We start from the raw sequence: 25,358 nt of genomic DNA, 5'->3' as shown, positions 1-25,358 counted from the left end.
CTCACTTACAGTGACAGAGAGCGATTATGTTTTTTAAAAGGAAAAATCTGAATCCTGAGTTGCAAGAAAAAGTGAATGCAGTAGAGCAACAACAAGACAATCTATCGAAAACGTCAGATTCAGATGCACAGACCGGAGTCATCTCGTCCCCATCTAACTCTTTCAAAGAACAGAAAATGTTAGAGACAGAGGCGAAAGAAAAGATCATAGAAGAGACTCGTAAGCAATTGACGCTTGAGCAGGAAGTAAAGCGTTATTACCACCAAAGATTGCTTGAAACATTAGACCTTGGACTTTTGGCAAGTTTAGAACCAGAAAGAGCAAAAGCTGATCTACATGATGCCATCGTTCAGTTGATGGCTGAGGATCAGACACATGCGTTGAGTGCGGAAGGGCGTAAACGTGTTATCCAACAGATTGAAGACGAAGTGTTTGGTCTTGGGCCTTTGGAACCGTTACTTCACGATGCGACCGTCTCTGATATTTTGGTCAATGGTCCCAAGCATGTATTTGTTGAAAGACGCGGTAAGCTTGAGCTTACTCCTTATACATTTCTTGATGAACGACACTTGCGCAATATTATCGATCGCATTGTAAGCCAGGTGGGGCGTCGTATCGATGAAGCGTCACCTATGGTCGATGCGCGTTTGGCTGACGGTTCACGTGTTAATGCGATCATTCCCCCATTAGCTTTAGATGGTTCTTCCGTCTCTATTCGTCGTTTTGCGGTTGAAAAGCTCAACATGGATAACTTGCTTGACTTCAACTCGCTTTCTCCAGAGATGGCTCAATTTGTCGAAGCGGCGGTGAACGGTGCTTTGAACGTGTTGATTTCGGGTGGTACAGGTTCAGGTAAAACCACCACTTTGAATATCTTTTCCAACTTTATCCCGTCAGATGATCGTATCGTGACGATTGAAGACTCGGCAGAGCTTCAGTTGCAACAGCCTCATGTTGTGCGTCTAGAGACTCGCCCTGCAAACCTTGAAGGTAAAGGAGAGATCACACAGCGAGATTTAGTCAAAAACTCACTGCGGATGAGACCTGATCGCATTGTGCTTGGGGAGGTGCGTGGCGCTGAAGCGGTTGATATGCTCGCGGCCATGAATACCGGTCACGATGGATCTCTAGCGACGATTCACGCCAATACGCCGCGAGACGCACTTTCAAGGGTAGAAAACATGTTTGCCATGGCAGGGTGGAACATGTCGGCCAAGAACCTGCGCTCACAGATAGCATCCGCGATTCATTTGGTGGTTCAAATGGAACGTCAAGAAGATGGCAAACGGCGCATGGTTAGCATTTGTGAAATTAATGGCATGGAAGGCGAGATCATTACCATGTCTGAACTGTTCCGTTTTAATCGCCAAGGGATGGATGAAGAAGGTAATGTTCGAGGTTATTACACAGCGACTGGAGTCGTACCTCAATGTCATGACCAACTATCGAAAAAAGGCATGCACCTTCCATTCGACATTTTTAATGAGACATTCTTATAAGGGGGCGTTATGCAGCAGGATGCGACGTTATTCTTTATTTTACTTTTCTTTGCTGTGGTGTTTATTTCCCAAGCATTGATACTTCCTGCTGCTGGTAGCAAAGCCAAGCACAAAGAATTGTCTCAGCGACTGAAAGAGTCTCAAGCTGGCCTCGATGAAGAAGCTCGCTCTTTGTTACAAGAGCACTACGTTAAAAGCTTAACTCCGCTTGATAGAAAACTGGTTAAGATTGAAACTTTCTCTTCCTTAAAGAAAATGATAGAGCTGTCAGGTTACGACTGGAGTCTTACTCAAACACTTACTGTTACTTTTTTATTTTCGACGATAGTCTTCGTCACGACCTTAATATTCAAGCAACCGATTTACATTGGGCTTGTCGCCGCTGTTGGTATTTGGTTCATACTCTACTTCTGGTTGAATAAAAAGATTTCAGATCGATTAGCGGCATTCGAGGAGCAGCTTCCTGAAGCGCTCGATATTATGCGCCGAATGCTTCAGGCTGGTCAGCCAGTCACTCAGGCATTCAACGAGGTTGGTAATGAAATGCCAGCACCCATCGGAGTAGAGTTTAAAAACACCTTTAACTTACTTAATTATGGTTACGATATGCGCATGGCTATTATGCAGATGGCAGAGCGTACCCCCACCGTTTCCATGCTTGCTTTTTCTAGTGCCGTACTTCTGCAAAAGGAAACGGGAGGAAACCTTTCTGAGAACTTAGAGAAAGTGTCTAAGGTGCTACGTTCTCGTTTCAAGCTACAGCGTAAGATTAAAACTTTGTCGGCTGAAAGTCGTTTATCAGCATGGATACTTGTCCTTTCCCCCTTTATTTTGTTTGTTTTCATGTCGTTCATAAATCCTGAGTATGTGGAACCACTTTACAGAGATCCACGAGGGTTAGATTTAGTGAGTGGTGGCATAGTGAGTCTATTTATTGGCTCGATGTGGATAAGAAAAATAATCAACTTTGAGGTGTAACTATGGAAGACCTCATTAATCAACTCAATGCTTTTCAAATAGACGAACAAACTGTTTTTTTAGTTTTCATACTCATTGCGACAGTGGTGATCATCTTTACTCTTTTTATGCTCTTATTGGGATCTAAATCCCCCATCACTCTAAAACTAAAAGAGATCCGCAAAAGTACAGGAAGCGAAAAACTTAAGAAGAGCCGTCGTTTAGATAATACTTTGGAGTCATTGGCACCAGTAATGCAGCCTGCCAATAGTAAGGAAAGTGAGAGTATTCGAAGTAAATTAATGCATGCTGGTTACCATGATGCGAGTGCGATTACTATATTTTATGCTTTCAAAGGTATATCAATCATTTTTGGTTTAGCGGTTGCCGCATTTCTTTTCTTTTTCTTGCCGGAAGTAACACAGCTAAACCTATTGATGATAGTCAGTGTCGCTATTGGTTTATATACACCTAATATCGCGCTCAACTATATGGTGGATAAACGCCAGTCTCTGATTCGTGGTGGGGTGCCCGATGCGCTAGATCTGCTGGTGGTTTGTACAGAATCAGGTTTAGGCTTTGGAGCGGCATTGCGTCGGGTGGCTGATGAGCTAATGATTTCTCACCCTGATTTTGCTGATGAGCTTGATACGGTCTGTGCAAAAATTAAAGCGGGTGTGGAAATGTCTGATGCCTTTAGTGAGTTGGTCGAACGCACAGGTGTAAAAGAGATTGCGGGTCTTGTTACCATGCTGTCTCATGCTTCTCGAATTGGTGGTAGCTTGTCGCAAACTTTGCGTGAATATACGGAAGACTTCCGTGATAAGCGTAATCAAGAGGTGGAAGAGATTGCGGCTAAAATACCGACTAAAATGATATTCCCGCTTCTAATTTTCATCTGGCCTTGCTTTTTTATTGTCGCAATAGGCCCTTCAATGCTGTCGTTAACTTCGACCTTAGGGAATTAAGGACTCGTTATGAATGGATTACGTTATTTAGTACTGTTAGCTAGCATTGTGCTGCTTTCAGCGTGTGCGAGCAAGGAGCCATCTCTTGATACCTCTCTGTATGACGGACGGCCCATCGATACGCTTTCATTAGAGGAACCACCGAAAACTGAAAAAGAGGCGATTCAACGCGGTGATATTGCCTTGAGTTCGGGCAACTCTGATCTCGCTTTGTATGAATATATTCGCTCGCTGGCGTTTGAAAACGGGCAATTCAGAGATAGGGCGCTGTTTAATATTGGCCGTATTCATCAGTCGCGAAACAACTTGGCGTTGGCAGAAAAGGCCTACTTGATTGCTATTGAAGAGAACCCCAACAATATCAAAGTCCTTGAACAACTAGGCATTCTTTATAGTCGTAATGGCGATATTGAGCAAGGTCGCAGTTACTTCCTGCGTGCGGTCAATGCTGACCAGTTAAGGTTCAATAATGGAGATACGCTAGAAAGTGAAGATTTGATGACGGTGAAATCTGTTGCCAATCTTAAGGTTGACCAGCATTCACCTGAGTACGCATTTATGGGGTTAGGAGTAGCGGCAGATTTAGATAAGCAGCACGAGTTAGCACAGGCATTTTACAAACAGGCTTTAAGCATTGAGCCAGAGTCGGTCAAAACTCTCACCAATGTCGGCTATTCATTCTATATGTCTGGAGATTATCGTAAGGCGCAGCGTTTCGTATTGCAGGCGCTCGATATAGACCCTGACAACGAGAAAGCACTGAATAACTTGGCACTTGTTTACCTAGGGAAAGGTGAGATCAATCGGGCACTTAATGTTTTCTCACAGCATATGGATAAGTCTGAGGCGTTAAATAACGTCGGCTACTTTCTCACCCTGCAAGGTAAACCTGATAAGGCAATCCCTTACCTTCAACAAGCGATTAATACCAAATCGACTTACTACAAAGTTGCGAATGAGAACCTAGAAAAAGCATTGGCCATGGTTAGAGAAGAGAAAGCTAAACAAGAGCAATAAAAAAAGGGAGAGCACTGGCTCTCCCTTGTTAATTTCTATGTGCTTTTGGGCTAAGCGATGTAGCCTGTTGCTAAGCCCGCTAGCATAAAGAAGGCGACCATCCAAACAATCGGCAGCTTCTGTTGCTTGAGTAAATAGAAACCGACCAGAACGAGCGAGATATCAAGTGGATTGATTACTGCGCTAGTAAATACCGGTTGGTATAACGCAGCGACCAGCAAACCAACGACCGCAGCATTCACTCCGTTGACAGCGCCAGAGACTTTGTGATTTTTAGCCAGTGATTGCCAATTCTTTAGTACTCCAAGTAGCAACAAGAAGCCCGGTAAGAACACCGCTAATGTTGCTATCAATGCACCCGCAATTGGAGCTGAAGGCATCAACTCGTAACCTATGTAAGTCGCAAAGGTAAACATAGGTCCAGGCACCGCTTGCGCTGCTGCATAGCCAGTAAGGAAAGCATCTTGGCTTAGCTGATCACCGACGATGTTTTGTAGCAGTGGCAGAACCACATGACCGCCACCGAAGACTAAACTGCCCGCTTGGAAAAAGTCATTGAATAGCCCAAGTGCAGGCAATGCTTGCGCCGAAAACGGCAGCCCAACAAGTAAAGCAACAAACAGGGCGAGAGGGGCAATAGAAGGCTCAAATTTGCGGGTGCTCTGCGCGTCGTCATTCCCCAGACATTTCACGCCGATTAAGGCCGCGACAATCAACACGCCCATTTGGGTCGCAATACCAGGTAAAAGTAATAGCGCTACAGCCGTCATTAAACACAATGCGACAGATAGCTTCTCTTTACAGAAGTTTTTGTACATTCCCCAAGTGGCATCGGCAACCACTACAACCGCGAGCAGTTTTAAACCATGGACAATATTTTGGAACGCACTCGCCTCTGTGAGTTGGCTACTCAGCACTGCGAGCGCCAACATAATGATGACAGACGGTAAGGTAAAGCCGATAAACGCCATACACGCACCGCCAAGACCACCACGTTTGTAACCTAAGGCAAAGCCTACTTGGCTCGAACCTGGGCCGGGTAAGAACTGGCTCAGCGCAACAATTTGCGCGTACTCTTTGTCATCTAGCCAGTTGAGCTTTTCAACAAAGGTATTTCTGAAATAGCCAATATGCGCTGCAGGACCGCCAAAGCTAATCCAGCCAAGCATAAAGAAGGTTTTAAAAATCGACAGCATGGTTAGGTTTACTCTTTTGCTAGGTTAATAGACCTTAAATAGTGCCAATAATGTACGCAATGAACTAAAATGACTCAAATTGATAGTCTTAATACAAACTATGAATCAAATGGGATTGGGTGATTGAAAGAGTTTAATTGGAAAGGGGTCGACCTCAATTTGCTGGTGGCTTTTCAAGCCTTGTTTCAGACCAACAGTGTCAGTGCGGCCGCAGAGCAGTGCTTTGTTAGCCAGTCGGCAATGAGCCACACCTTACAAAGAATGCGTGTGCTGTTTGATGATCCTCTGTTTGAGAGGGTTGGAGCGAAAATGGAGCCCACGCAACATGCTCAGGAGATAGCTCCGACAATCGACAGGTTGTTGGGCAGTATCAAGAACGACTTGCTAGTTAAGAAGCATTTCACAGCCAATGGCTATTCGGGAGTGTGGAAAATAGGTTTAACTGATTATGCAGAGCAGCTTTTTGCCCCAGCCCTGTATGATGCGATCAAGCAGCAGTCACCCAACTCGCAAGTAAGCTTTTTCAACGTCAACCGCAGCAACTATGTTGAGATTGCAGAGAGCGAAGGTTTGGACGTCGTGATTGGTAGCATTGAAAACCTTAACCGTCGTTTCCTCTCTGAGCACCTCTATACCGAGCAACATCTCTGTTTGTTTGATCCTCACTCCGTGACCACGAATGAACCGATGAGCCTTGAAGACTTTGTGGGCTATGAGCATGCGCTCGTTAGTCCAGATGGTAGCTTACAAACTCAGGTTGATAAGCGCCTCGCTAAGTTAGGTTATGAACGCAGAGTTGGGGTAGCGTCGCGAAACTTTCTAACGATTCGACGTTTGTTACTCGGGCGAGAGCTGTTATGTATTGTGCCCAAACGTTTTGCCGAGATGGAAATGTACAGCCATGGTCTGCAAGCTATTTCGAGCCCAATAGAGATTCCAGACTTTGATATTCGCTTACTGTTCTTAAAGGCGAATCAGTATGAAGAGAAAAGTATTTGGATAAGAAGGGTAGTGGCTTCAGTCGTCAATTAGTGGCTGAAGTTCTCTCAGCCACTTTGACATCTTTGATCGGTTTATTCGACCCGCAGGCCATTAGCATCAAATAGGTGGCAATCTGATGCTTTGCAGCTTAGCTCCATTTGCTGGAACTTAGACACCTCTTGGTCACCGGGCAGATGAACTTTGAAGCCATCGACACCACATGATTGGCCGAACATGTAAGTACTATTACCCAAGCGCTCAACGACCTCACTTTGGAAGTTAAGGTGCACATCACCGGAAAGGTCAATTTCCAAATGCTCAGGGCGAATACCTAGAGTAAGAGTATCGCCTGCTGCTAGGTCTTGTTCCACGGCAGGCAAGGTAAACAATGAACCATCTTCGCTGACAAGCTTCAAGCCTTGCTCGTTCGAAGACTCAATTTTTGTCGGGATGAAGTTCATCTTAGGTGAGCCAATAAAGCCCGCCACAAATTCATTTTGTGGGTTATGGTAAAGCTCAAGGGGTGAACCCACTTGCTCAACACGCCCATCGCGCAGCACCACGATCTTATCTGCCAACGTCATTGCTTCGACCTGATCGTGAGTCACATAGATCATAGTGTTTTGCAGATCTTGATGCAGCTTGGCAATCTGCAAACGCATATCTACTCGCAGTTCGGCATCAAGGTTAGACAAAGGCTCATCAAATAAGAACACTTTCGGGTTGCGTACAATGGCACGACCAATAGCAACACGTTGGCGCTGACCACCAGACAGCTCTTTTGGCTTACGCTTTAGTAGATGATCAAGTTGCAGCGTTTTTGCGGCGCTATGGACTTGTTTTTCGATCTGCTCTTTCGGGTGGCCATTCATCTTCAAGCCAAAGCCCATGTTCTCTTCTACGGTCATATGTGGGTAGAGAGCATAAGATTGGAACACCATAGCAACGCCCCGTTCGGCAGGATCAATATCGTTCACCAGTTGGTTATCGATATGAATTTCACCGTCAGAGATCTCTTCAAGGCCTGCAACAAGTCGTAATAGCGTCGATTTACCGCAGCCCGATGGGCCAACGAAGACAACAAATTCACCATTCTCTATTTCTAGATCGACACCATGAATGGTTTGCACATCACCAAAACGCTTGATGACCTGTTTTAAGCTGATGTCAGCCATATCTACTCCTTGCCTTATGGCGCAAAAAACTCGTTTGATGAGCGAATTATGAGCGATAAATCACCGTTAGTTTCGCTTTGTTTATAAAACATACGCGTTTCATAGATTTTTGTTACCTGCTAACAAGGAATAGTTGATCACGATCATGGTTATTTTACGAAAATTGACCATTTTTGTGGAAACGTTTACAAAATTGATTTGTTAGTGTGTATTAAATCATCAGAGTTATTAATATATGAGTGTAGATTAGATAAAACTTCATCTTTTGGTCACTTTTCTTCTACTTTTACTAAAGTGTTTGAAACGTTCATAAACCGGAAGATGTGACAAGGAGTCACACAAAATGGAGCAATCTGTGAAAACGATATACCCAGAAAATCGTCTTCCTTCCGCAAGGCGTAAAGCAAGGGTAAGCGCAAAGCTCTCACCGTGGTTATTTTTAGCCCCAGCAATGGCGATCTTCGCTATTTATGTCATCTATCCAATTCTAGACAGTATCTGGCTTAGTTTTTACGAGTGGGATGGTTTAGGTGAGAAGGTATGGGTAGGTTTAGATAACTATCGCGAGTTGTTTGACTCTGAAGCTTTCTATACCTCTCTTAAGAACAATACCTTGTGGCTAGTCTTCTTTATGTTAGCCCCACCAATCGGTCTTGCTATCGCTCTATTCCTTAACCAGCAGGTAAAAGGAATCCGCGTGGTGAAGTCACTTTTCTTCTTCCCTTTTGTTATTTCACAAGTAGTGGTCGGTTTGGTGTTCGCGTGGTTTTACGATCCGTCGTTTGGCCTGTTTAACATGGTGCTGGGGTCATTTGGTGTAGAGCCAATTTCGATTCTTGCCAATGAAGACTACGTTACCTACGGCATCATTGCTGCCGGTCTATGGCCGCAAATCTCTTACTGCATGATTTTGTACCTCACAGGTTTGAACAACCTCGACCCAGAGCAAATTGAAGCCGCGCGTCTTGATGGGGCGAAAAAATGGCGCATGCTTTGGTACGTGGTGATCCCTCAGCTACGCCCGGCGACGTTTATTGCCATCGTTGTGACCGTGATTGGCGCTCTGCGTTCTTTTGACTTAGTCGCAACCATGACAGCAGGTGGTCCTTGGGGCAGCTCGACGGTACTGGCTTATCAAATGTATGAAGAGTCGATCTTTAACTATCGAATGGGTTATGGCGCATCGGTTTCTGTTGTGTTGTTCCTCATCATGGACGTGTATATCGCTTACTTCTTATGGCGTATGTTGAGGAGTGAAAAATAATGTACCCACAACCGATTCAAAAAGCAGGACGCTTTACCAACATTAGCTATCGCGTGGCATTGCCAATTTCTATTGTGATGTGGTTATTGCCTTTGATCGCCGTAATGATGACCTCAATCCGCGGCATTGAAGATATCAACACTGGTAACTACTGGGGTTGGCCGAGTGAATTCCAGTTCGTGGAAAACTACACTCAGGTGTTTACCTCGACGTCTATGGGCCAGTATCTGATTAACAGTTTATTGATTACCTTACCGGCTGTCGCTGGAGCAGTGACTCTATCTACTTTGGCAGGATTTGCGTTAGCTAAATACAAGTTCAAAGCCAATATCTGGATTTTTGCGATGTTTATTGCGGGCAACTTTGTGCCTTTCCAGATTCTAATGATTCCGGTACGTGACCTAACGATCAGCTTTGGTTTATACGATACCCACTGGGCGCTGATTTTCTTCCACGTCGCGTTCCAAGCCGGTTTTTGTACTCTGTTCATGCGTAACTTTATTGTCGGAATTCCAGATGCCTTGATCGAAGCTGCGCGTGTTGAAGGGGTAACCGAATGGAAGATCTTCTGGCATGTCGTATTACCACTCGTGCGCCCAGCATTGGCTGCGCTCGCGGTACTTGTATTCACTTTTATCTGGAATGACTACTTCTGGGCATTGGTTCTGGTGCAGAGCGATGAAGTGCGTCCGGTTACCGCGGGCCTAAGCTCACTCAAAGGCCAGTGGCTAGCATCTTGGCAGTTTATCTCTGCTGGCGCCATCGTCGCGGCGATTCCACCTGTTGTGTTGTTCTTTACCATGCAGCGCCATTTTATCGCAGGTTTAACACTCGGCGCGACAAAAGGTTAGTTTTCGCAGCAAGCCAACTTTATCCCTCACAGGTTGGCTAGCTCTTTTATGCAGTAAATAAATATAACAATTGGACCCATGAGCATAAGCTCACTAACAAGGACCTGAATATGAAATACGTGAAACATCTTGCTGCTTCCGCAATTCTCGGGGCAACATTATCTACCACCGCATGGGCGGGCACATTGGTCATTAACTCTGACCAAGCGGACCCAGCTCCTAAAGCTGCTTGGCAAGAGATTGTGAAGCGCTTTGAGGCAGAGAACCCAGACATTACAGTTGAGTACAACCTTTACGATAAAGAAGCCTACAAGACGACGATTCGTAACTGGTTGGTGACATCGCCACCAGATGTCGTGTTCTGGTATGCGGGCAACCGTATGAAAACGTTCGTAGATCGTGGTCTTTTTGAAGATGTGAGTGATATCTGGGCAGAAAACAACATGACTCAGGACTTTGCTGCGGCAGCGCCAGCGATGACGGTCAATGGTAAGCAATATGGTGTGCCTTACACTTACTACCAATGGGGCGTTTACTACCGCAAAGACCTGTTCGAAAAATATGGCATTGCAGAGCCTAAAACTTGGGAAGAGCTAAAAGCTGCCTCTGCAACGCTTAAACAAAATAAAGTCGCGCCGTTTGCTATCGGTACAAAGTACCTTTGGACAGCAGCAGGTTGGTTCGATTACATCAACCTACGTACTAATGGTTTAGCTTTCCATATCGATCTAATGGACGGCAAAATTCCTTACACCGATGAGCGTGTTAAGAAAACTTTTGCTAACTGGGCAGAACTTGTTGAGCCGGGCTACTTCCTAGAAAACCACGCGTCGTACTCATGGCAGGAAGCGCAGCCATTCCTATATAACGGTCAGGCGGCGATGTACCTGATTGGTAACTTCATCACACCAAACTTCCCAGCAGAGATGAAAGATAACATGGGCTTCTTCCAGTTCCCTGTCATCGACCCTGCAGTACCAGTCGCTGAAGATGCGCCAATGGATACGATTCATATTCCAAGCAAGGCGAAAAATAAAGCTGACGCGCGTAAATTCCTTGAGTTTGTCGCACAGGCTGAGATTCAGCAGTTAATTAACGAATCTATCCTACAGATCCCCACCAACAACAAAGCGCAAGCGGCTGACGACCCGTTCCTTAACAAGGGTGTTGCTATGCTAGCGTCTGCTGAAGGTACTGCTCAGTTCTATGATCGCGATACGGATCCTGCCATGGCCAAAGAAGGCATGAAAGGTTTCCAAGAGTTTATGGTTAAGCCTGAGCGTCTCGATAAGCTTCTGAAGAAGCTAGAAAAAGTTCGTAAGCGTACTTTTAAATAAATCAAACTGTTCTTCCTTTGTTTATTGTTGTCGTTCCCTGTTTACCATGCCAGCGATAAGCAGAGGAGGACATCAATCGAGATGAGATTGATGTGTCCAATCTTGAGCGTTTCCTTACCAACAAGGGGCGCTTTTTTTCCTCTTATCTAAAGGGTGCTGTGATGAGAACTTTTACCCAAGTCATAGCGGCGCGCGAATGGGAAAATCAGCATGTGGTTCACCACAATGTGATGCCTGCGCACGCGCCTCTTCATGCTTATTCAAGCGAACAAAACGCACTGAATAAAACACCTTCAAGCAATCAACTTAGCTTGAACGGTCAGTGGCAGTTTGCGCTGTTCAATAGACCAGACAATGTGCCGGCTGAATGTGTGAGTAAGAGTTTTGATGACAGCAACTGGAGTCAAATAGCGGTACCGAGTAACTGGCAACTGCAAGGCTTTGATAAACCAATCTACACCAACGTAAAGTATCCATTTGCGGATACGCCACCAAAAGTTCCTGAAGATAATCCAACGGGTGTTTACCGAACTCGTTTCCTGTTTGCGCCACAGCAAGGGCAAACAACGGTCACCTTTGATGGGGTAAATAGTGCTTTCCATCTATGGTGTAACGACCAATGGGTAGGTTACTCACAAGACTCAAGACTTGCGGCGGAATTCGACCTGTCAGACTTTCTCATCGATGGTGAAAATCAACTCACAGTCACGGTGATGCGTTGGAGTGACGGATCATACCTTGAAGACCAAGATATGTGGTGGCTAAGCGGTATCTTTCGTGATGTTACCCTGTTAACGAAACCTGCCATTCATATCAAAGATGTCCAAGTCGTCACGCAGCTAGATAAGGCTTATCGCGATGCTGAGCTAAAAGTGGTAACGACGCTATCGAAAAAGAACCTCCCCTATCAGGTATGTGTCAGCTTGTTTGATGCCCAGCAGCAAATGGTTGCTCAGCAGAGCTCTCAAGCAGGTCTGGAGTTTGCCGATGAGAAGGGGCCTTGGTGCGATAAAGTTAATCACAATCTATCGATTCAAGCGCCAGAGCTATGGAGCGCAGAGTCGCCAGCACTGTATCGAGTGGTGGTCAGTTTAATTGATGAGCAAGGTTCGCTGGTGGATTGTGAGAGCTATGATGTCGGCTTTAGACACGTCGAAATCAGCCAAGGTCAGCTAAAACTCAATGGTAAACCGTTGCTGATTCGCGGTGTTAATCGTCATGAGCACCATCCCGAACTTGGTCATGTGATGACGCGCGAAGATATGATTCGCGACATCAAATTGCTTAAGCAAAACAACTTTAATGCAGTGCGCACTGCCCATTACCCCAATCACCCGATGTGGTATCAGCTCTGTGATGAATATGGGCTTTATCTGGTCGATGAAGCCAATATCGAAACTCATGGTCAGTTTCCGATGTGTCGTCTATCCGATGACAGTGAGTGGCTCAATGCTTACATGCGCAGAATAACGCGCTTAGTTGAACGCGATAAAAACCATCCTTCTATCATTATCTGGTCGTTAGGTAATGAGTCAGGGATAGGCAATAACCATCATGCAATGTACCAATGGGTGAAGCAGCGTGACCCATCACGGCCTATTCAGTATGAAGGTGGCGGTGCAATGACAGCTGCCACTGATATTATTTGCCCAATGTACGCCAGAGTAGATTGGGATTTACCTGTCGTTGCTCATCAACCTCATGTGACGCCAAGAGTTGGAATTAAAAAGTCTATCGCGCTGCCTGATGAGCAACGCCCGCTGATATTGTGTGAATACGCGCATGCGATGGGAAATAGCTTAGGCAGTTTCAGCGAGTATTGGCAGGCGTTTCGCGATCATCCGCGCCTACAAGGTGGCTTTATTTGGGATTGGGTTGACCAAGGACTGACCAAGGTCGACGAGCAAGGTAATCAATATTGGGCTTATGGTGGGGACTTTGGTGACGAGATTAATGATCGCCAGTTCTGTATCAATGGGTTGATATTCCCAGATCGTAGTGTGCATCCCACTCTACATGAAGTGAAAAAAGCTCAGCAGTTCTACCAGTTCAGTCTAGTAGAGCAAGCCCCTTTAACGGTGAAAATGACCAGCGAAAACTTATTCACTTCAAGCCAAGGAGAAAGCCTGCAGTGGCAGATTCTTGAAGATGGCATTGTAGTGGATGAAGGTGAAGCAGAGCTTGTTTTAGAAGCGCAGCAAAGCACCGAATTGGTACTAGAAAATACCGCTTTGCGTGAAAAATCAGGCGCTCGATATCACTTGAATTTAACTGTGGTACTGAGCAAAGCGACTCCATGGTCTGAAGCTGGGCATGTTACTGCCACTGAACAGTTTGAACTGAGCCCAGAGCCAGAGTTGGTGCTGCCTGAGGCGAAACCAACTTGGCAAGCGAACATCTCTGATAGCCCAGAAAAGCTTTTGGTCTACAGTGATCTTTTTGCGCTTGAGTTCGACAAATGCCTTGGTGCGATTTCGAGCTGGAAGGTCAATGACAACGAAAAGCTTACCCAGCCAATCATGGATAACTTTTATCGCGCGCCGCTCGATAATGATATAGGCACCAGTGAGGCAGACAGGTTAGACCCCAATTCTTGGTTCGCTCGCTGGCAGTCGATAGGGTTAGACTCCTTAGAGCGTGAAGCGATTGATTTTGAATGGAATGAAACCAAATCTGGCTTACAAGTCATCACCAAATCGGCTTATCTTCAACAGGGTAGAGTCCTGATTGTATCCACGTGGCGTTATCTGGTGACTCAAGATGGTGAAGTGACTATCGATGTCGATGTTGAATTGGCCAATGGCCTTGCGCCACTACCTCGGATTGGTCTTGAGTTATCACTATATGATCATGGAGTGAGCGAGCACCAAGAGCCTGTGAGCTGGTTTGGTCGCGGGCCTCACGAGAATTATCCTGATAGAAAAGAATCGGCGCATATAGGTCGTTATCAATCCTCCGTTAGGCAGATGCACACCGATTACATCTTCCCTTCAGAAAACGGTCTACGCTGCGATGTGTTAGAAGCACAGATTGGCGAACTGAGCGTTCGAGGTGACTTCCATTTTGCGGTGAGTGAGTTTAGTCAAGCTAACCTCGCGATGGCAAAACACACCAATGAACTGATGAAGCAAGACACTATTTTTGTTCGGATTGATGGTTTCCATATGGGAGTCGGTGGCGATGATTCTTGGACCCCAAGCGTACACAAAGAGTACTTACTGAATGATCGACGCTACCGCTACCAAGTGGCCTTGAGCTTTTAAAGGAATAACGAAATGAACCCATTTGTTCAGCTCCATAGCGAGCATGTCTCAGTGGTGATCAAACTGTCACCGGCACCTGAAATCATTTATTGGGGCAAAAACATTGCACAGATTAACGACACACAGTTCGCCAATCTGATGAGCAGTCAGCAGCGTGCTGTGCCTCAAGCGCGTTTGGATCATGATGTTCCTTTAACTCTTTGTCCTGAATTAGGGCGTGGCAATTTTGGCTCGTCAGGCATAGAAGGTCATCGCAAAGGCTTGGCGAGTATGCCAAGGCTAGATTATGTCTCGCACACACAATCAGGTAGCCAAGTGGATATCGTGTGCCAAGACCAACAAACTCAACTCGCATTAGCGATACACCTTAAACTGGATAAATCCGGCGTCTTGAGTAAGCAATTAACACTCACCAATTTAGCTGCAGAAGATTACACCTTAAATAAACTGGCTTTGACACTTCCAGTTCCATACCGAGCGTCAGAGCTGGAAAGTTATCATGGTCGTTGGAGCCGTGAGTTTCAGGCGCAGCGCCAGTCAATAGCGCATGGTTCATGGGTGATCGAAAACCGTCGGGGCCGTACATCTCATGAGTACTTTCCAGGCTGTTTATTGGGGTCGTCGGGTTTTAGTGATCAAACAGGCGAAGTATGGGGCTTTCATCTTGCGTGGAGCGGAAACCATCAGTGGCGCGCCGATGTGAAAAGTGATGGCCGCCGATTGCTACAGGCAGGAGAGTGGCTAATTCCGGGTGAAGTGATTTTACCGCAAGGGGAGAGCTATACCACACCAGAGCTTTTGGCTACCTATAGTCCAAAAGGTATTAATGGTATTCGTAATGTGAGTCACCGCTATGTACGTGAGCAGGTAATATCGTTTGATCAGGCTAAGGTACGCCCTGTTCATCTCAATACTTGGGAAGGTATCTACTTTGACCATGACCCAGAGTATATTTGTGAAATGGCGACCCAAGCAGCGAGCATTGGTGTCGAACGATTTATTATTGATGATGGTTGGTTTAAAGGCCGCAATGATGATAAGTCGTCTCTGGGTGATTGGACGCTTGATGCGACAAAATACCCTAACGGTTTAACTCCTGTTATTGAACACGTTAACGCGCTTGGGATGGAGTTTGGCATTTGGGTTGAACCTGAAATGGTCAATCCTGATTCAGACCTGTTTCGTGCTCACCCAGAATGGTTGCTAGCCGCTGAGGGCTACGCGCAGCCGACAGGGCGTTATCAATATGTCCTAAACCTGCAAAACCAAGATTGCTTTGATTACCTGTTTAACTGTCTGGATGACTTGCTACGTGAGCACAATATTGGATACGTAAAGTGGGACATGAACCGAGAGCTAGTTCAAGCTACTCATCAAGGCAAAGGCGCGGTACACGGGCAAACTCAGGCTTTATACCGATTGATTGATAAGTTGGTCGCGGTGCATCCCGAGGTCGAAATTGAGTCATGTTCATCAGGTGGTGGGCGAATTGATTATGAGATCCTAAAGCGCACGTGCCGTTTCTGGACTTCAGACTGTAATGATGCGTTAGAGCGTCAAACTATCCAAAAGAACATGGGGATCTTTTTCCCTCCAGAAGTGATGGGCGCTCATATCGGGCCCTATCATAGTCACACGACAAGACGAACCCATGATATCAACCTACGTGGTTTAACGGCGTTGAGTGGTCATATGGGGGTGGAGCTCGACCCAGTTAAAGAAAGTGAACAAGAGAAGCAAGCTTTTGCTAAGTACATTGCTCTGCATAAACACTATCGCGAGTTGCTTCATAGTGGTGAGGCGTTCTATCTAGATAGTGCTGATGATACTCGTTTGGTCTATGGGGTGACAAAAGCTCAACAAACGTTAATCACTGTGTGCCAAAAAGCGATGCCGGACTATGCACTTCCAGAACCACTTATCTTGGAGCACCTTGATCGTGCACGAGATTACAAAGTCACGTTAGTCGACTATCCACAATTAAGCGCGCAATTGATGAAACCAAGTGATGGCTGGTGGGAAGGGGAACCTATAGTCGTGAGTGGCGATTGGTTAGCAACACTTGGACTCAGTTTACCTATCTTAGACCCAGAAGCTTGTTTACTGCTAAGTATTGAAGCCGTTTAGCGAAAGGGGTACCAAGTTGGCTTGGTACCCTTTAAGTTTACTGACTGTCAGTAAAGAAATCGTTGTAGAGCATATACAGGTGCGCTGCACTCCAAGAGAAATTTGGAGCACCCTGCTGAGCACCGGTTAGCGGGCTATAGTTTTCTCTGATTGGGCCATCTTCCACTAAGCCATCAGCGTGGCTAAAGAAGGCTTTCGCCATTTCAACCGCATCGTCGCGGTAGCCATACTTCTCCATCCCCTTAAGGCCAAAGTAGAACTGATCGACCCATACGCGGCCACGCCAATAAATATCTGGACCAAAAGCAGGGTTGGATAACGCTGCTGTTCCTAGTGGAACATAGGTGTTGAACTCATTGTTGTCTTTCATCACTTTGACCACGGCATCTGCGTGCTCTTGGGTTGCCGCGCCATTAAACAGTGGCGACCAGCCTTCTGGGCCTTTGCCACGTTCGACGATAGGTTTGCCCGCACATCCGTTGGTAAGTGGTTTGTTTTCAATGCGAATATCGTAGAAATAGCCAGTGCTTTCATCGAACATACAAGTGTTGATGTAGTTAGCTAGATGATCTGCTTTAGCGCGAAACTGTTTGGCTTCTTCCGCTTTACCAAGTATGTCTGCCATGCCAGCTAGGTATTGGTTATCGCTAAACATATAGCTAGCCTGATCGACGGATTCTTGCAGCAAAGAGTAGCCAAGTAAGGTGCCGTCTTTCGCTCGGTTTTGAGCAAACTGTACATCCCAGTCACCACGCTTACCCCCTTGGGCTACATACTTGTCTAGCTGCTCTTTATCAATAAAGCCAAATACTGCCGCATCGTCTCGGCCAGATTCCCATGAAGCAGCTGTTTGGGCTGGGATTTCAATATGGTCATATTGGCCATTGGCGATGATTGCTTGATATTGATCGAGCCCGGTAAAGGTTTGCTCTTTGTTACCACGAGTGACAGTAAACAGCATCTGACCGTCTGGGGTATTGTGGGCTTTATCACGGGCGGCGCCATATTCAGGTACGCCATTACCATTGTTATCACGATTACGTAGCCACCAATTGTGGTAAGCAACCAGTTTTGGATACATCTCTTCTAGCCAAGCTTTATCACCAGTCGTTTTGTACACTTCCATTACGGCCCATGCGGCTAAACTCGGCTTCGTGTTACGCTCATTCCAGTTACCACCGTCACCGCCGCGCTCTGGGCTTAAGTTGTAAGCTAGCAAATCTGGTACATAGCCTTCATCCCACGGTCGCACCGGATCGTCAGCTTGGATTTGATAAGCGAACATCGCGCGAATATTGTCTTTCGCCACATCTGGATTGAAATGCGCCATCGCATAGGCTTGTTTCCATGTGTCCCAAGGCCAAGTTTGATTACCGGAGAACCATCGGGCGGTAACCGACGGAGTGACAGAGTCAAACTTCATCGCACCAGCGACTCCACGCCAGTTACCATTCAACGTTTCCATTGCTTTGACCGCGACGCGCTCTTGTGCTGGTGTAGCATTTGGGTTGCTCAGACCTTTTTCTAAATAGTCTTCCCAACGTTGAGCCGAAGCCTGTAAATATTGCTGTGGGTGGGCGAATACATCTTGGATCTTGCTCTGTTCAGCCTGATTTTCTTTCTCAGTCAGTACATGTGTGTATGTGGTATAGAGTGTTGTCGACCCAGGAACCTGTGCTTTGGAAACAAACTTATGTCCGTAGATCTTTGTCTCCATTGGGATTGATTTATGGATTTGGTATTCAGATTCACCCGAAGTTAACAATGTCCATGTCTCACGAACTTTGCCAAAGGTTACCTTGAGGCCGTCATCGGTTTTTACGATCTGACGATCATATTCAGGATAAGCTTGATCGATGGTTTTGTCGGATTGCGCGATGCCTTGTTTGGCGTGGTATTTTTCAAGCAACTCTCCATCCCAAACCAGATCGAGTGGGCTGTCTGACGTGATTTTAGTTTCTAGCAACGAAGTGCGATTAGTCGCGAAGCGTAAAGTCATTTCAATTTGCACATCGTCAGATGAAAGCTTTTGGACGAGTGCGCCAGGAAGACTGTAAGCCTCCATGTTGAACTCAACTTTCTGGCCATTTTTGTACACAGTTAAACGGTCAAAATTATTGGCCATGAAATTGATGTATTCTTCGGTCAGCAATGCCGTGCCTGGAAAACCTCCCATCCCCTCTTGATGATCAGGAAGTAGATGACCATGCCAAGCGCCATTGTCAAAGAATGGATTGAATCGTTGGTGGTCGTCAAAGTCATAATCACGCATATACTCTGGAGAACCAGTGCGGTCGATGACATTTTTGAATTGAGCAGCTTGCAGATCTGCGTTGTTTGAATCGGATATAGAGCCGCAGCCAGAGAGAGCGACAGCAGAACCAACAGCAACAGCGATTAAAGTTTTTCGTAGGGTCATGTAATTATCCTCGGTCAGCGACCTGAAGTTTGTTTGAGGTGATTCTATCGACCCTATTGGTTGGGGTTAAATAATCTTTAGTTAATATGTGATCTTTATTTAGTAAAGTTTTACTTTATTTTGCATTTGTCCAGTTAGTTATTGGAATGACAACAGAAGGTAGCTATAGAATTTGCCATCGATTGATTCTTGATGAGTGTGATAGAGTGAGTATTCACTTGTTTAAATTCAGGAAGAAGCTTTGAGTGGTAAGATAACAGTGCGAGCTTATAGCCGCTCCTCGAATGGACATCGTCATAGCCATCATCAGGTGTTGCTGCCTTTACGCGGCTATATTGATTTGACGTTAGATGGGCAGGCGGCGACAGTCTCTTATGGTGATTGTGTGGTGATTTTATCCGGTTGCTACCATGAGTTTCGTGCTCGTGAGGACTTTCGCTTTTTGGTGATTGATGTCAATGAGCTACCAAGTCAATTACTAGGACTAGAGCATCCAATTCTGGCACTCGATGAAGCAACGCATCAGTATATTAGTTTTATTGAGAAGCAGCTTGAGCAAGACATTTCCGGTGAGTTGGAAGAGAACATGTTGTCGCTCCTGTTTGAACTATTAGCTCGCCAGTGTTCCAGTAGCAAAATGGATATGAGGATCAAAAACAGTATCCAGTACCTTCATCAAGACATCGCTAAGAATCACTCAATTGACGAGCTCGCTCAGGTTGCCTGCTTAAGTGCGACTCAGTTTAAACACCTATTTAGCAAAGAAGTACAGCTTTCCCCACTTAAGTATCTAGCTAAGTTACGTATGGAAAAAGCGCGTACTTTGCTGATCAACACCGATATGCCGATCAGCCGGATTGCTGAGGAAGTGGGCTTTAGTAATCCATCTTCCTTTACGCGTAGTTTTAGTGGTTATTTTGGTTTGCCACCGAAAGCTTATCGCGCCCACGATTGAGTCTCGGCTGACAACGATACAAAACAATGCAAATGGCGACGATAGCCATTCCTAGCATAGTCAAAAGCGTTAACACTGTACCGAACAGCAGGTGGTCAAACAGATAGGTCAGCATGGGGATTGCGTAAAACAGTACGCTGACTTTATCTGAGCTGTCCCGTTTTACCATGTACATCAGCAGTAAGAGTGCCCCGACGGAAACCACCAAACTCATCCATAACACTGAGAAAACAAGCTCTGGCTGCCAATCAATATAGCCTTCAGTGCCCATGCTAAGCGCGATAAACACAAGGCTCGATAAAACACATTGATACCACATGGCTTGAAATGAATTCATCGTCACCTTGGTTTGCTTGATAGTGCCTATTGTGAGGGAGAGGAGCGCTAAGACGGAAAACAGTATTCCAGCCCATTGAATGCTATCAAGGCTTTGCGCACCAGCAATCGCGATAGTGAGTCCTGCGAAACCAACACCCAGTAAGATAAATTTACGCGCCCCGATTTTTTGCTTGCCAAGTAAGGGGGTTATCAAAGGTTGGATACCTAAAACCAATGTTACTAAGCCAGGAGACATGCCTGTTGCTATCGCCAGAATATAGAAAGTGAGATAGAACACCTGTAACAACAAACCGACCGACAAGACGGTTTTCAACTCTTCCCTGCTAGGTTTATGAAATTGAGTATTGAACAGTGATTTAGCAAGCAAACAAATGACGCTGACACTGACAAAAGAGATCACCGCACGTATTGCCAGAAAGCTCCATTCGGAAGAGAACTGTAATCCAAGTTTTACAATAACCGCACCACTGCTCCACATCACTAGGAATAGGATTGGAGCGAGGGAATCTAATTTAATCATCAGATTTAACCTTATAAATTCAACTATAGAGAATGATGCGGTGGCCACCTACATGGATAGTTACTATAGCTTGGCTAAATCGGAACAACTGATCCCATCGGACGGTTTTCTGTTCCTAGAGGTCGAAGTTGGTGAGAGCAAGGAAAAGAAAAAGCACCGCATGGGTGCTTTTAGTGCTAATGATATTATTGAGTGGTGTCGCTTTTAGCGAGCTGAAGTAACCATTGCTGACTTGTAATTTGTTGTGTGCCACATTCGACCATATAAGGTTTACCTGTGAACCAGCTTTTAGAGGCAACTTCGTTAATGAAGGTCTCGATATCTTTGACCTCATCTTGGGCATAGTCCCATTTATTTTTAATGTGCTCAGCGGCTTCAGTCGGGGTATAGGCTTTGCCGTTTCGATAAAAAGTACAGGATGATTGCTCAATCTTGCTGATTAAACTGTCTACATCATTTTGAATGCTGGCAGCTGCAGAAGTAGCCGACATCGCTAACACTATGACGAGATACAACCGTTTCATCACTTCCCCTTAATCCGTATTTGGCCTCGATCACTTACCCTGTTCGTCCTTATAGGTTCCACCAAGGTTTGAGTTCTAGTGGCTCGTTGAGTTCAACACGTTGTCCAAATTCAGGACTGACCATGGTGACACCGCGCTTTTCACTAATCTCCATCGCTTGCTGCATTGGTTCGTTCCAATCGTGCATAGCGAGATCAAAGGTACCGTTGTGAATTGGCATCATCACCTTACCTTTAAGATCAATGTGCGCCTGAACACTTTGCTCAGGGAACATATGGATGTCCGCCCATAAGCTATTGTAAGCTCCAGTTTCTATCATGGTGAAATCAAATGGTCCGTATTTATCACCAATCTCTTTAAATCCTGAGAAGTAGCCAGAGTCACCACTAAAGAAGACTTTATTCTGCTGACCGTTAATCACCCAGCTTCCCCATAAAGTGCCGTCGCGATCAGTCAGTCCACGTCCGGAGAAGTGTTGGGTTGGAGTCAGCACATATTCCACGCCATTGTGCACATGGGACTCCCACCAATTAAGCTCAACTATCTTCTCTTCAGGAACATCCCATTCTCTCAAGGTTTGACCAATCTTCAGCGGCACAATAAATACCGTGACTTTTTCGGTCAGTGTTTTGACCGACGTTTTGTCGAGATGATCATAATGGTCATGACTGATCAGAACGGCGTCAATACTTGGTAGCTCTTGTAGCGATATAGGCGGCTGATGGAAGCGCTTTGGCCCAGCCCATTGTACGGGAGATGCTCGGTCACTAAACACAGGATCTGTCAGGATGAGCTGCTGATCGATCTTCATCGCGATACTTGAATGGCCTAAGCGATAGAGAACATCTTGCTGTTCATTGGCAAGTTGCTCCGTTGTCATCGCATGGACGGGCAAATCAAAGCTTGGCGTTGGGTTAAGGCGCTCAGTCGTGAAATAGGCTTTTGCGATCTTCAGGATGTCACCAAAGCCGCTTTTGTATTCAAGCTCAGTGTTGGCAAACTTCTCTGGGTATTGCTTACCCGCTGCTTTATCTGAACTAGAACAAGAGATGATAGAGGTGGTCATAATTATCGCTCCTACAGTAGCTAACAATGTGCGTTTCATAGTGACTATCCTAAAGTAAACTGTACGGTGTAGTTTACATACTTTGCTTTTAAAGTAAACTACTTGGTGTAAAATAGATCTCAGCAGAATGAGGTAGGATCGTTAACTCTATGAAAGTTAGAAAAAAAGGTCGTAGCGAAATCAAACGTGAGGCGATATTGGTTGCGGCAAAGCAGGCTTTTCAGGAATTTGGTGTGCAAAATACCAGTATGGATAAGCTATCTGCGATGGCTGAGGTTTCTAAGCGAACGGTTTACAACCACTTTGAATCTAAAGAAGCGATTGTCATGGAACTGCTGGCGGAGTTATGGCGCACTTCAATGGCTGAACATGAAATAGCGGGGCTTGCTGAACTGACATTAGAGCAGCAGCTTATCGCACTGCTTGAAAGCGAGATTAATGTTGTGACAGAACCTCACTATGTTGATCTAGCTAAAGTGGCTTTGAGCTACTTCTTCCATAAGCCGGATGAGCTTAAAGAGCAAGAAGCGAAGATGGCAAAGCAAGAGACTGCGCTGTTTCGTTGGCTAATTGAGCAGAAGGAGCAGAAGACGCTCATTATTGAGGACGTGGTTGTGGCGAGTACCCAGTTGCACAGCTTAGTTAAAGGCAGTGCCTTCTGGCCTCAGGTTCTGGGAATGAAACCTTCGCTGACCAAGCAAGAGGCGAGGGTATTGGCAGAGCAAAGCACCCGTTTGTTTATGAGTCAGTACCGCGCTTAGCGACATATTAAAAAGCCCTTACCATTATGGTAAGGACTTTAATTTTACAATGTTCAACAGACCCTAGGCTTGTTTAGCTGTGTGTAACTTTACCTCTTTGCTTGCCTGTTTTTTCTCGAATCGAGAGATCCACCACCATGCAAGGCCAGAGAATACCGCGGTCATAAAGACGTTGATGAAGAAGGCACGTACTAAATCAACGCCTGTCGGGAAGGCTGATGCAGTCATACTTACCACAAAGATGGTGATCAATACCGACACCACACCCATACCAAACTTGCGTGAGCCCATACGGAAATCACGTGGCGTATCATCATGTTTTAGGCGGAAGATGAAGTAAGCAGCCATGATAAAGATTGGCGGTAGCATCGCAGTACCAGCGGTCAAGTTGATTGCTTGGTTCATCATGTCTTGCACGGATTCTGAACCAAAGCCATTCACAACCAACATCACGACGACGAAGGCAAACTGCCACCAAGCTGCGCGAACTGGCACACCGTGCTCATTAAGCTCAGTGGTTTTCTCACCGTAGACGCCTTTTGGAATCTCCGAGAAGTGGATTTTCACTGGAGCCGCTGTCCACATCATCATAGAGCCAAACATTGCGATAAAGAGAATGATCCCAACAAAGCGGCCAACCACTAAGGTAGAAACCTCGAAGTACTGAGCCATACCGGTAAAGATTTCGACCATACCACCTGCGTAAGTGAGGTCTTCGCGAGGGACAAAAACGTTAACCAGTAGTGAGCCAAGCGCATACATAGCACCGATCAGAACACCTGCCATGATGATCACCTTGATAAAGGCTTTCTGACCACCTTTGACATCTTTGAGGTAAGCGGCTGCGGTTTCTGCACCACCGGCTGCTTGGAAGATCCAACACATAATGCCTAAGGTTGCCCAGTTAATTGTTGGGCTCATCGCTTCTAAGGTAATCGGTTCAGCTGGTGTGTATTCACCACCGCCTAACGCCATTAACGCGCCAAGGACGTAAATAGCGAACAGAGCAAAGACGCCGTATGCCACAATCTCTGAAATCTTACCCAGCCAGCTCGCACCTTTAGTTGAGATATGAGTCGCCGCAGCAAAGAGAACAATCGAAATAATCGATGTCACCATAGGTGAGAAGGTGTACTCATAGCCGAGCATAGCGTATGAGGCGTAAGCAATAACGTTGGGTAATAGGGAGACAAACCAGAACAGGTTTACAAACCAGTATAAGAAAGAACCTAAGTATGCGGCTTTAGTGCCTAACGGTTGTTTCAGCCAGTCATACATACCGGACTCTGAGTTCTTATTGGCCGAAACAAACTCGGCAATAATGAACACAAAAGGAATGAAGTAAACGATGGTTGCGAGTAAGAAAATAGGCGCTGAACTTAAGCCTAATTCAATGTTGTTGTTTACGATGTTACGGACGTTAAATACCGCCGCAAAGGTCATCGACAGCAGGGCAAACTTGCCAATGGTGCCACGCATAGATTCAGACATAGAGTCCTCCGATGAATCACGTCAATTCCTTTGGTACTAAAAGTCACACTGCTATTGAGCGTTCTATCATCCTGCGCGAATAGTAGGCTATGCCGCGTTAGAGTCCAGCGCTGTCACTGGCTTTTGTGACTTTAGTACCTCAGGGGTTGTAGTCGTTATTGTTTGGGTCAGTTGTGCTGACCCTGTAAGTTGTATTTATTTATTCAGGAAATAGCCGTCTTCGATGGTCACTTTAAGCACCACTTTTCGAACTCGGTTATTTCCGTGGAAACGGTAGGCATTGTTGTTGTCGAAGATGGCAACTTGGCCTTCTGTGAGTTCACGTGTCGCACCTTGACCATAGAAATATTCTCGATCCGTTTCATCACGGTACTTATCGGCGCGCTCAAGCTGAGATTTTTCAGCGAATTCGACGGTTTCTCTTCCTTCTATGTAGTAATGAACATCGAAGTAGCGTCGGTTACCTTCAAAGGTCTCGGTATGACGAGCAACGCCATCTTCAACCATGTAAACCAATGAATCTCCAATTGAATGCATGACGCCATCTTTGATATTGGCTATGTTTTCAATCGCTTCTATACAGCGGTTCCACTTGCGGCCATCGCGGTAAACGACTTTGAATTGCGCTAAGCTCTCTAACACGATCAT

The 25,358-nt window shown here is 45.7% G+C and carries 21 protein-coding genes; 13 read left to right on the top strand and 8 right to left on the bottom strand.

The window, feature by feature from the left end:
• Positions 1-26 precede the first annotated feature (26 nt).
• Genes AC6R16_RS04335 through AC6R16_RS04320 form a run of 4 tightly spaced genes read left to right on the top strand, consistent with a single transcriptional unit; the run spans position 27 to position 4,441 of the window.
• A complete protein-coding gene (locus tag AC6R16_RS04335) occupies positions 27-1,499 on the top strand; it encodes a TadA family conjugal transfer-associated ATPase (protein WP_500639385.1) in 1,473 nt (490 codons plus the stop codon).
• A 9-nt stretch (positions 1,500-1,508) separates the two neighbouring features.
• Positions 1,509-2,477, top strand: a complete 969-nt coding sequence (locus AC6R16_RS04330; RefSeq protein ID WP_239826446.1) for a type II secretion system F family protein — start codon at positions 1,509-1,511, stop codon at positions 2,475-2,477.
• A 2-nt stretch (positions 2,478-2,479) separates the two neighbouring features.
• On the top strand, positions 2,480-3,424 hold the full coding sequence (locus tag AC6R16_RS04325; RefSeq protein ID WP_500673700.1) for a type II secretion system F family protein: 945 nt from the start codon (positions 2,480-2,482) through the stop codon (positions 3,422-3,424).
• 9 nt (positions 3,425-3,433) lie between these two features.
• Complete coding sequence (locus AC6R16_RS04320) at positions 3,434-4,441, top strand: tetratricopeptide repeat protein (RefSeq protein ID WP_500639387.1); 1,008 nt, start codon at positions 3,434-3,436, stop codon at positions 4,439-4,441.
• A gap of 50 nt (positions 4,442-4,491) precedes the next feature.
• On the opposite strand, the gene chrA is transcribed toward AC6R16_RS04320, so the two are convergent.
• A complete protein-coding gene (chrA, locus tag AC6R16_RS04315; RefSeq protein ID WP_500673699.1) occupies positions 4,492-5,637 on the bottom strand; it encodes a chromate efflux transporter in 1,146 nt (381 codons plus the stop codon).
• Positions 5,638-5,760: 123 nt separating this feature from the next.
• Between chrA and AC6R16_RS04310 the strand changes: the two genes are divergently transcribed.
• The gene (locus tag AC6R16_RS04310; protein WP_500639389.1) at positions 5,761-6,669 is read left to right on the top strand and encodes a LysR family transcriptional regulator; all 909 of its coding nucleotides are present in this window, start codon (positions 5,761-5,763) and stop codon (positions 6,667-6,669) included.
• A 41-nt stretch (positions 6,670-6,710) separates the two neighbouring features.
• Here AC6R16_RS04310 and AC6R16_RS04305 read toward each other — a convergent pair whose 3' ends face one another.
• Positions 6,711-7,793 (bottom strand): ABC transporter ATP-binding protein, encoded by a 1,083-nt coding sequence (locus tag AC6R16_RS04305; protein WP_500639390.1) that lies wholly within the window; start codon positions 7,791-7,793, stop codon positions 6,711-6,713.
• A gap of 451 nt (positions 7,794-8,244) precedes the next feature.
• Here AC6R16_RS04305 and AC6R16_RS04300 point away from each other — a divergent pair, with 451 nt between their 5' ends.
• The 5 genes from AC6R16_RS04300 to AC6R16_RS04280 all read left to right on the top strand — a co-directional run bounded on the left by AC6R16_RS04300 (position 8,245) and on the right by AC6R16_RS04280 (position 16,635).
• The gene (locus AC6R16_RS04300) at positions 8,245-9,057 is read left to right on the top strand and encodes a carbohydrate ABC transporter permease (protein ID WP_417801472.1); all 813 of its coding nucleotides are present in this window, start codon (positions 8,245-8,247) and stop codon (positions 9,055-9,057) included.
• The gene (locus AC6R16_RS04295) at positions 9,057-9,908 is read left to right on the top strand and encodes a carbohydrate ABC transporter permease (RefSeq protein ID WP_500639391.1); all 852 of its coding nucleotides are present in this window, start codon (positions 9,057-9,059) and stop codon (positions 9,906-9,908) included. Before AC6R16_RS04300 ends, AC6R16_RS04295 begins: the two co-directional genes overlap by 1 nt.
• Before the next feature lie 110 nt (positions 9,909-10,018).
• Positions 10,019-11,245: an ABC transporter substrate-binding protein gene (locus AC6R16_RS04290; protein WP_500673698.1), complete on the top strand. Its 1,227-nt coding sequence runs from the start codon at positions 10,019-10,021 to the stop codon at positions 11,243-11,245.
• Between the two features lie 161 nt (positions 11,246-11,406).
• Entirely contained in the window at positions 11,407-14,508 is a 3,102-nt protein-coding gene (locus AC6R16_RS04285) for a beta-galactosidase (protein ID WP_500673697.1), read from the top strand.
• A 12-nt stretch (positions 14,509-14,520) separates the two neighbouring features.
• Positions 14,521-16,635, top strand: a complete 2,115-nt coding sequence (locus tag AC6R16_RS04280) for an alpha-galactosidase (RefSeq protein ID WP_500639394.1) — start codon at positions 14,521-14,523, stop codon at positions 16,633-16,635.
• A gap of 37 nt (positions 16,636-16,672) precedes the next feature.
• Here AC6R16_RS04280 and ygjK read toward each other — a convergent pair whose 3' ends face one another.
• Positions 16,673-19,054, bottom strand: a complete 2,382-nt coding sequence (ygjK, locus tag AC6R16_RS04275) for an alpha-glucosidase (protein WP_500639395.1) — start codon at positions 19,052-19,054, stop codon at positions 16,673-16,675.
• Positions 19,055-19,295: 241 nt separating this feature from the next.
• Between ygjK and AC6R16_RS04270 the strand changes: the two genes are divergently transcribed.
• On the top strand, positions 19,296-20,009 hold the full coding sequence (locus AC6R16_RS04270; protein ID WP_500639396.1) for a helix-turn-helix domain-containing protein: 714 nt from the start codon (positions 19,296-19,298) through the stop codon (positions 20,007-20,009).
• On the opposite strand, the gene AC6R16_RS04265 is transcribed toward AC6R16_RS04270, so the two are convergent.
• Positions 19,960-20,868, bottom strand: a complete 909-nt coding sequence (locus AC6R16_RS04265; protein WP_500639397.1) for a DMT family transporter — start codon at positions 20,866-20,868, stop codon at positions 19,960-19,962. The genes AC6R16_RS04270 and AC6R16_RS04265 overlap by 50 nt on opposite strands.
• 52 nt (positions 20,869-20,920) lie before the next feature.
• Between AC6R16_RS04265 and AC6R16_RS04260 the strand changes: the two genes are divergently transcribed.
• Positions 20,921-21,076 carry a hypothetical protein gene (locus AC6R16_RS04260; protein WP_500639398.1) on the top strand — a complete coding sequence of 52 codons (156 nt, stop codon included), beginning with the start codon at positions 20,921-20,923 and terminating at the stop codon, positions 21,074-21,076.
• On the opposite strand, the gene AC6R16_RS04255 is transcribed toward AC6R16_RS04260, so the two are convergent.
• Together AC6R16_RS04255 and AC6R16_RS04250 are read right to left on the bottom strand one after the other, a co-directional pair.
• Positions 21,054-21,392 (bottom strand): DUF5329 family protein, encoded by a 339-nt coding sequence (locus tag AC6R16_RS04255; protein WP_500639399.1) that lies wholly within the window; start codon positions 21,390-21,392, stop codon positions 21,054-21,056. The genes AC6R16_RS04260 and AC6R16_RS04255 overlap by 23 nt on opposite strands.
• A 49-nt stretch (positions 21,393-21,441) precedes the next feature.
• On the bottom strand, positions 21,442-22,458 hold the full coding sequence (locus tag AC6R16_RS04250) for an MBL fold metallo-hydrolase (RefSeq protein WP_500673696.1): 1,017 nt from the start codon (positions 22,456-22,458) through the stop codon (positions 21,442-21,444).
• A gap of 149 nt (positions 22,459-22,607) precedes the next feature.
• Between AC6R16_RS04250 and AC6R16_RS04245 the strand changes: the two genes are divergently transcribed.
• Positions 22,608-23,219 (top strand): TetR/AcrR family transcriptional regulator, encoded by a 612-nt coding sequence (locus AC6R16_RS04245; protein ID WP_500639401.1) that lies wholly within the window; start codon positions 22,608-22,610, stop codon positions 23,217-23,219.
• Between the two features lie 63 nt (positions 23,220-23,282).
• Here AC6R16_RS04245 and AC6R16_RS04240 read toward each other — a convergent pair whose 3' ends face one another.
• Together AC6R16_RS04240 and AC6R16_RS04235 are read right to left on the bottom strand one after the other, a co-directional pair.
• A complete protein-coding gene (locus AC6R16_RS04240; RefSeq protein ID WP_500639402.1) occupies positions 23,283-24,710 on the bottom strand; it encodes an amino acid permease in 1,428 nt (475 codons plus the stop codon).
• A 195-nt stretch (positions 24,711-24,905) separates the two neighbouring features.
• The gene (locus AC6R16_RS04235; protein ID WP_500639403.1) at positions 24,906-25,358 is read right to left on the bottom strand and encodes a beta-galactosidase subunit beta; all 453 of its coding nucleotides are present in this window, start codon (positions 25,356-25,358) and stop codon (positions 24,906-24,908) included.

The sequence above is a fragment of the Vibrio sp. R10-SG3-ISO10 genome, from assembly GCF_059834185.1.
This window is presented reverse-complemented; position numbering and strand designations above follow the sequence as displayed.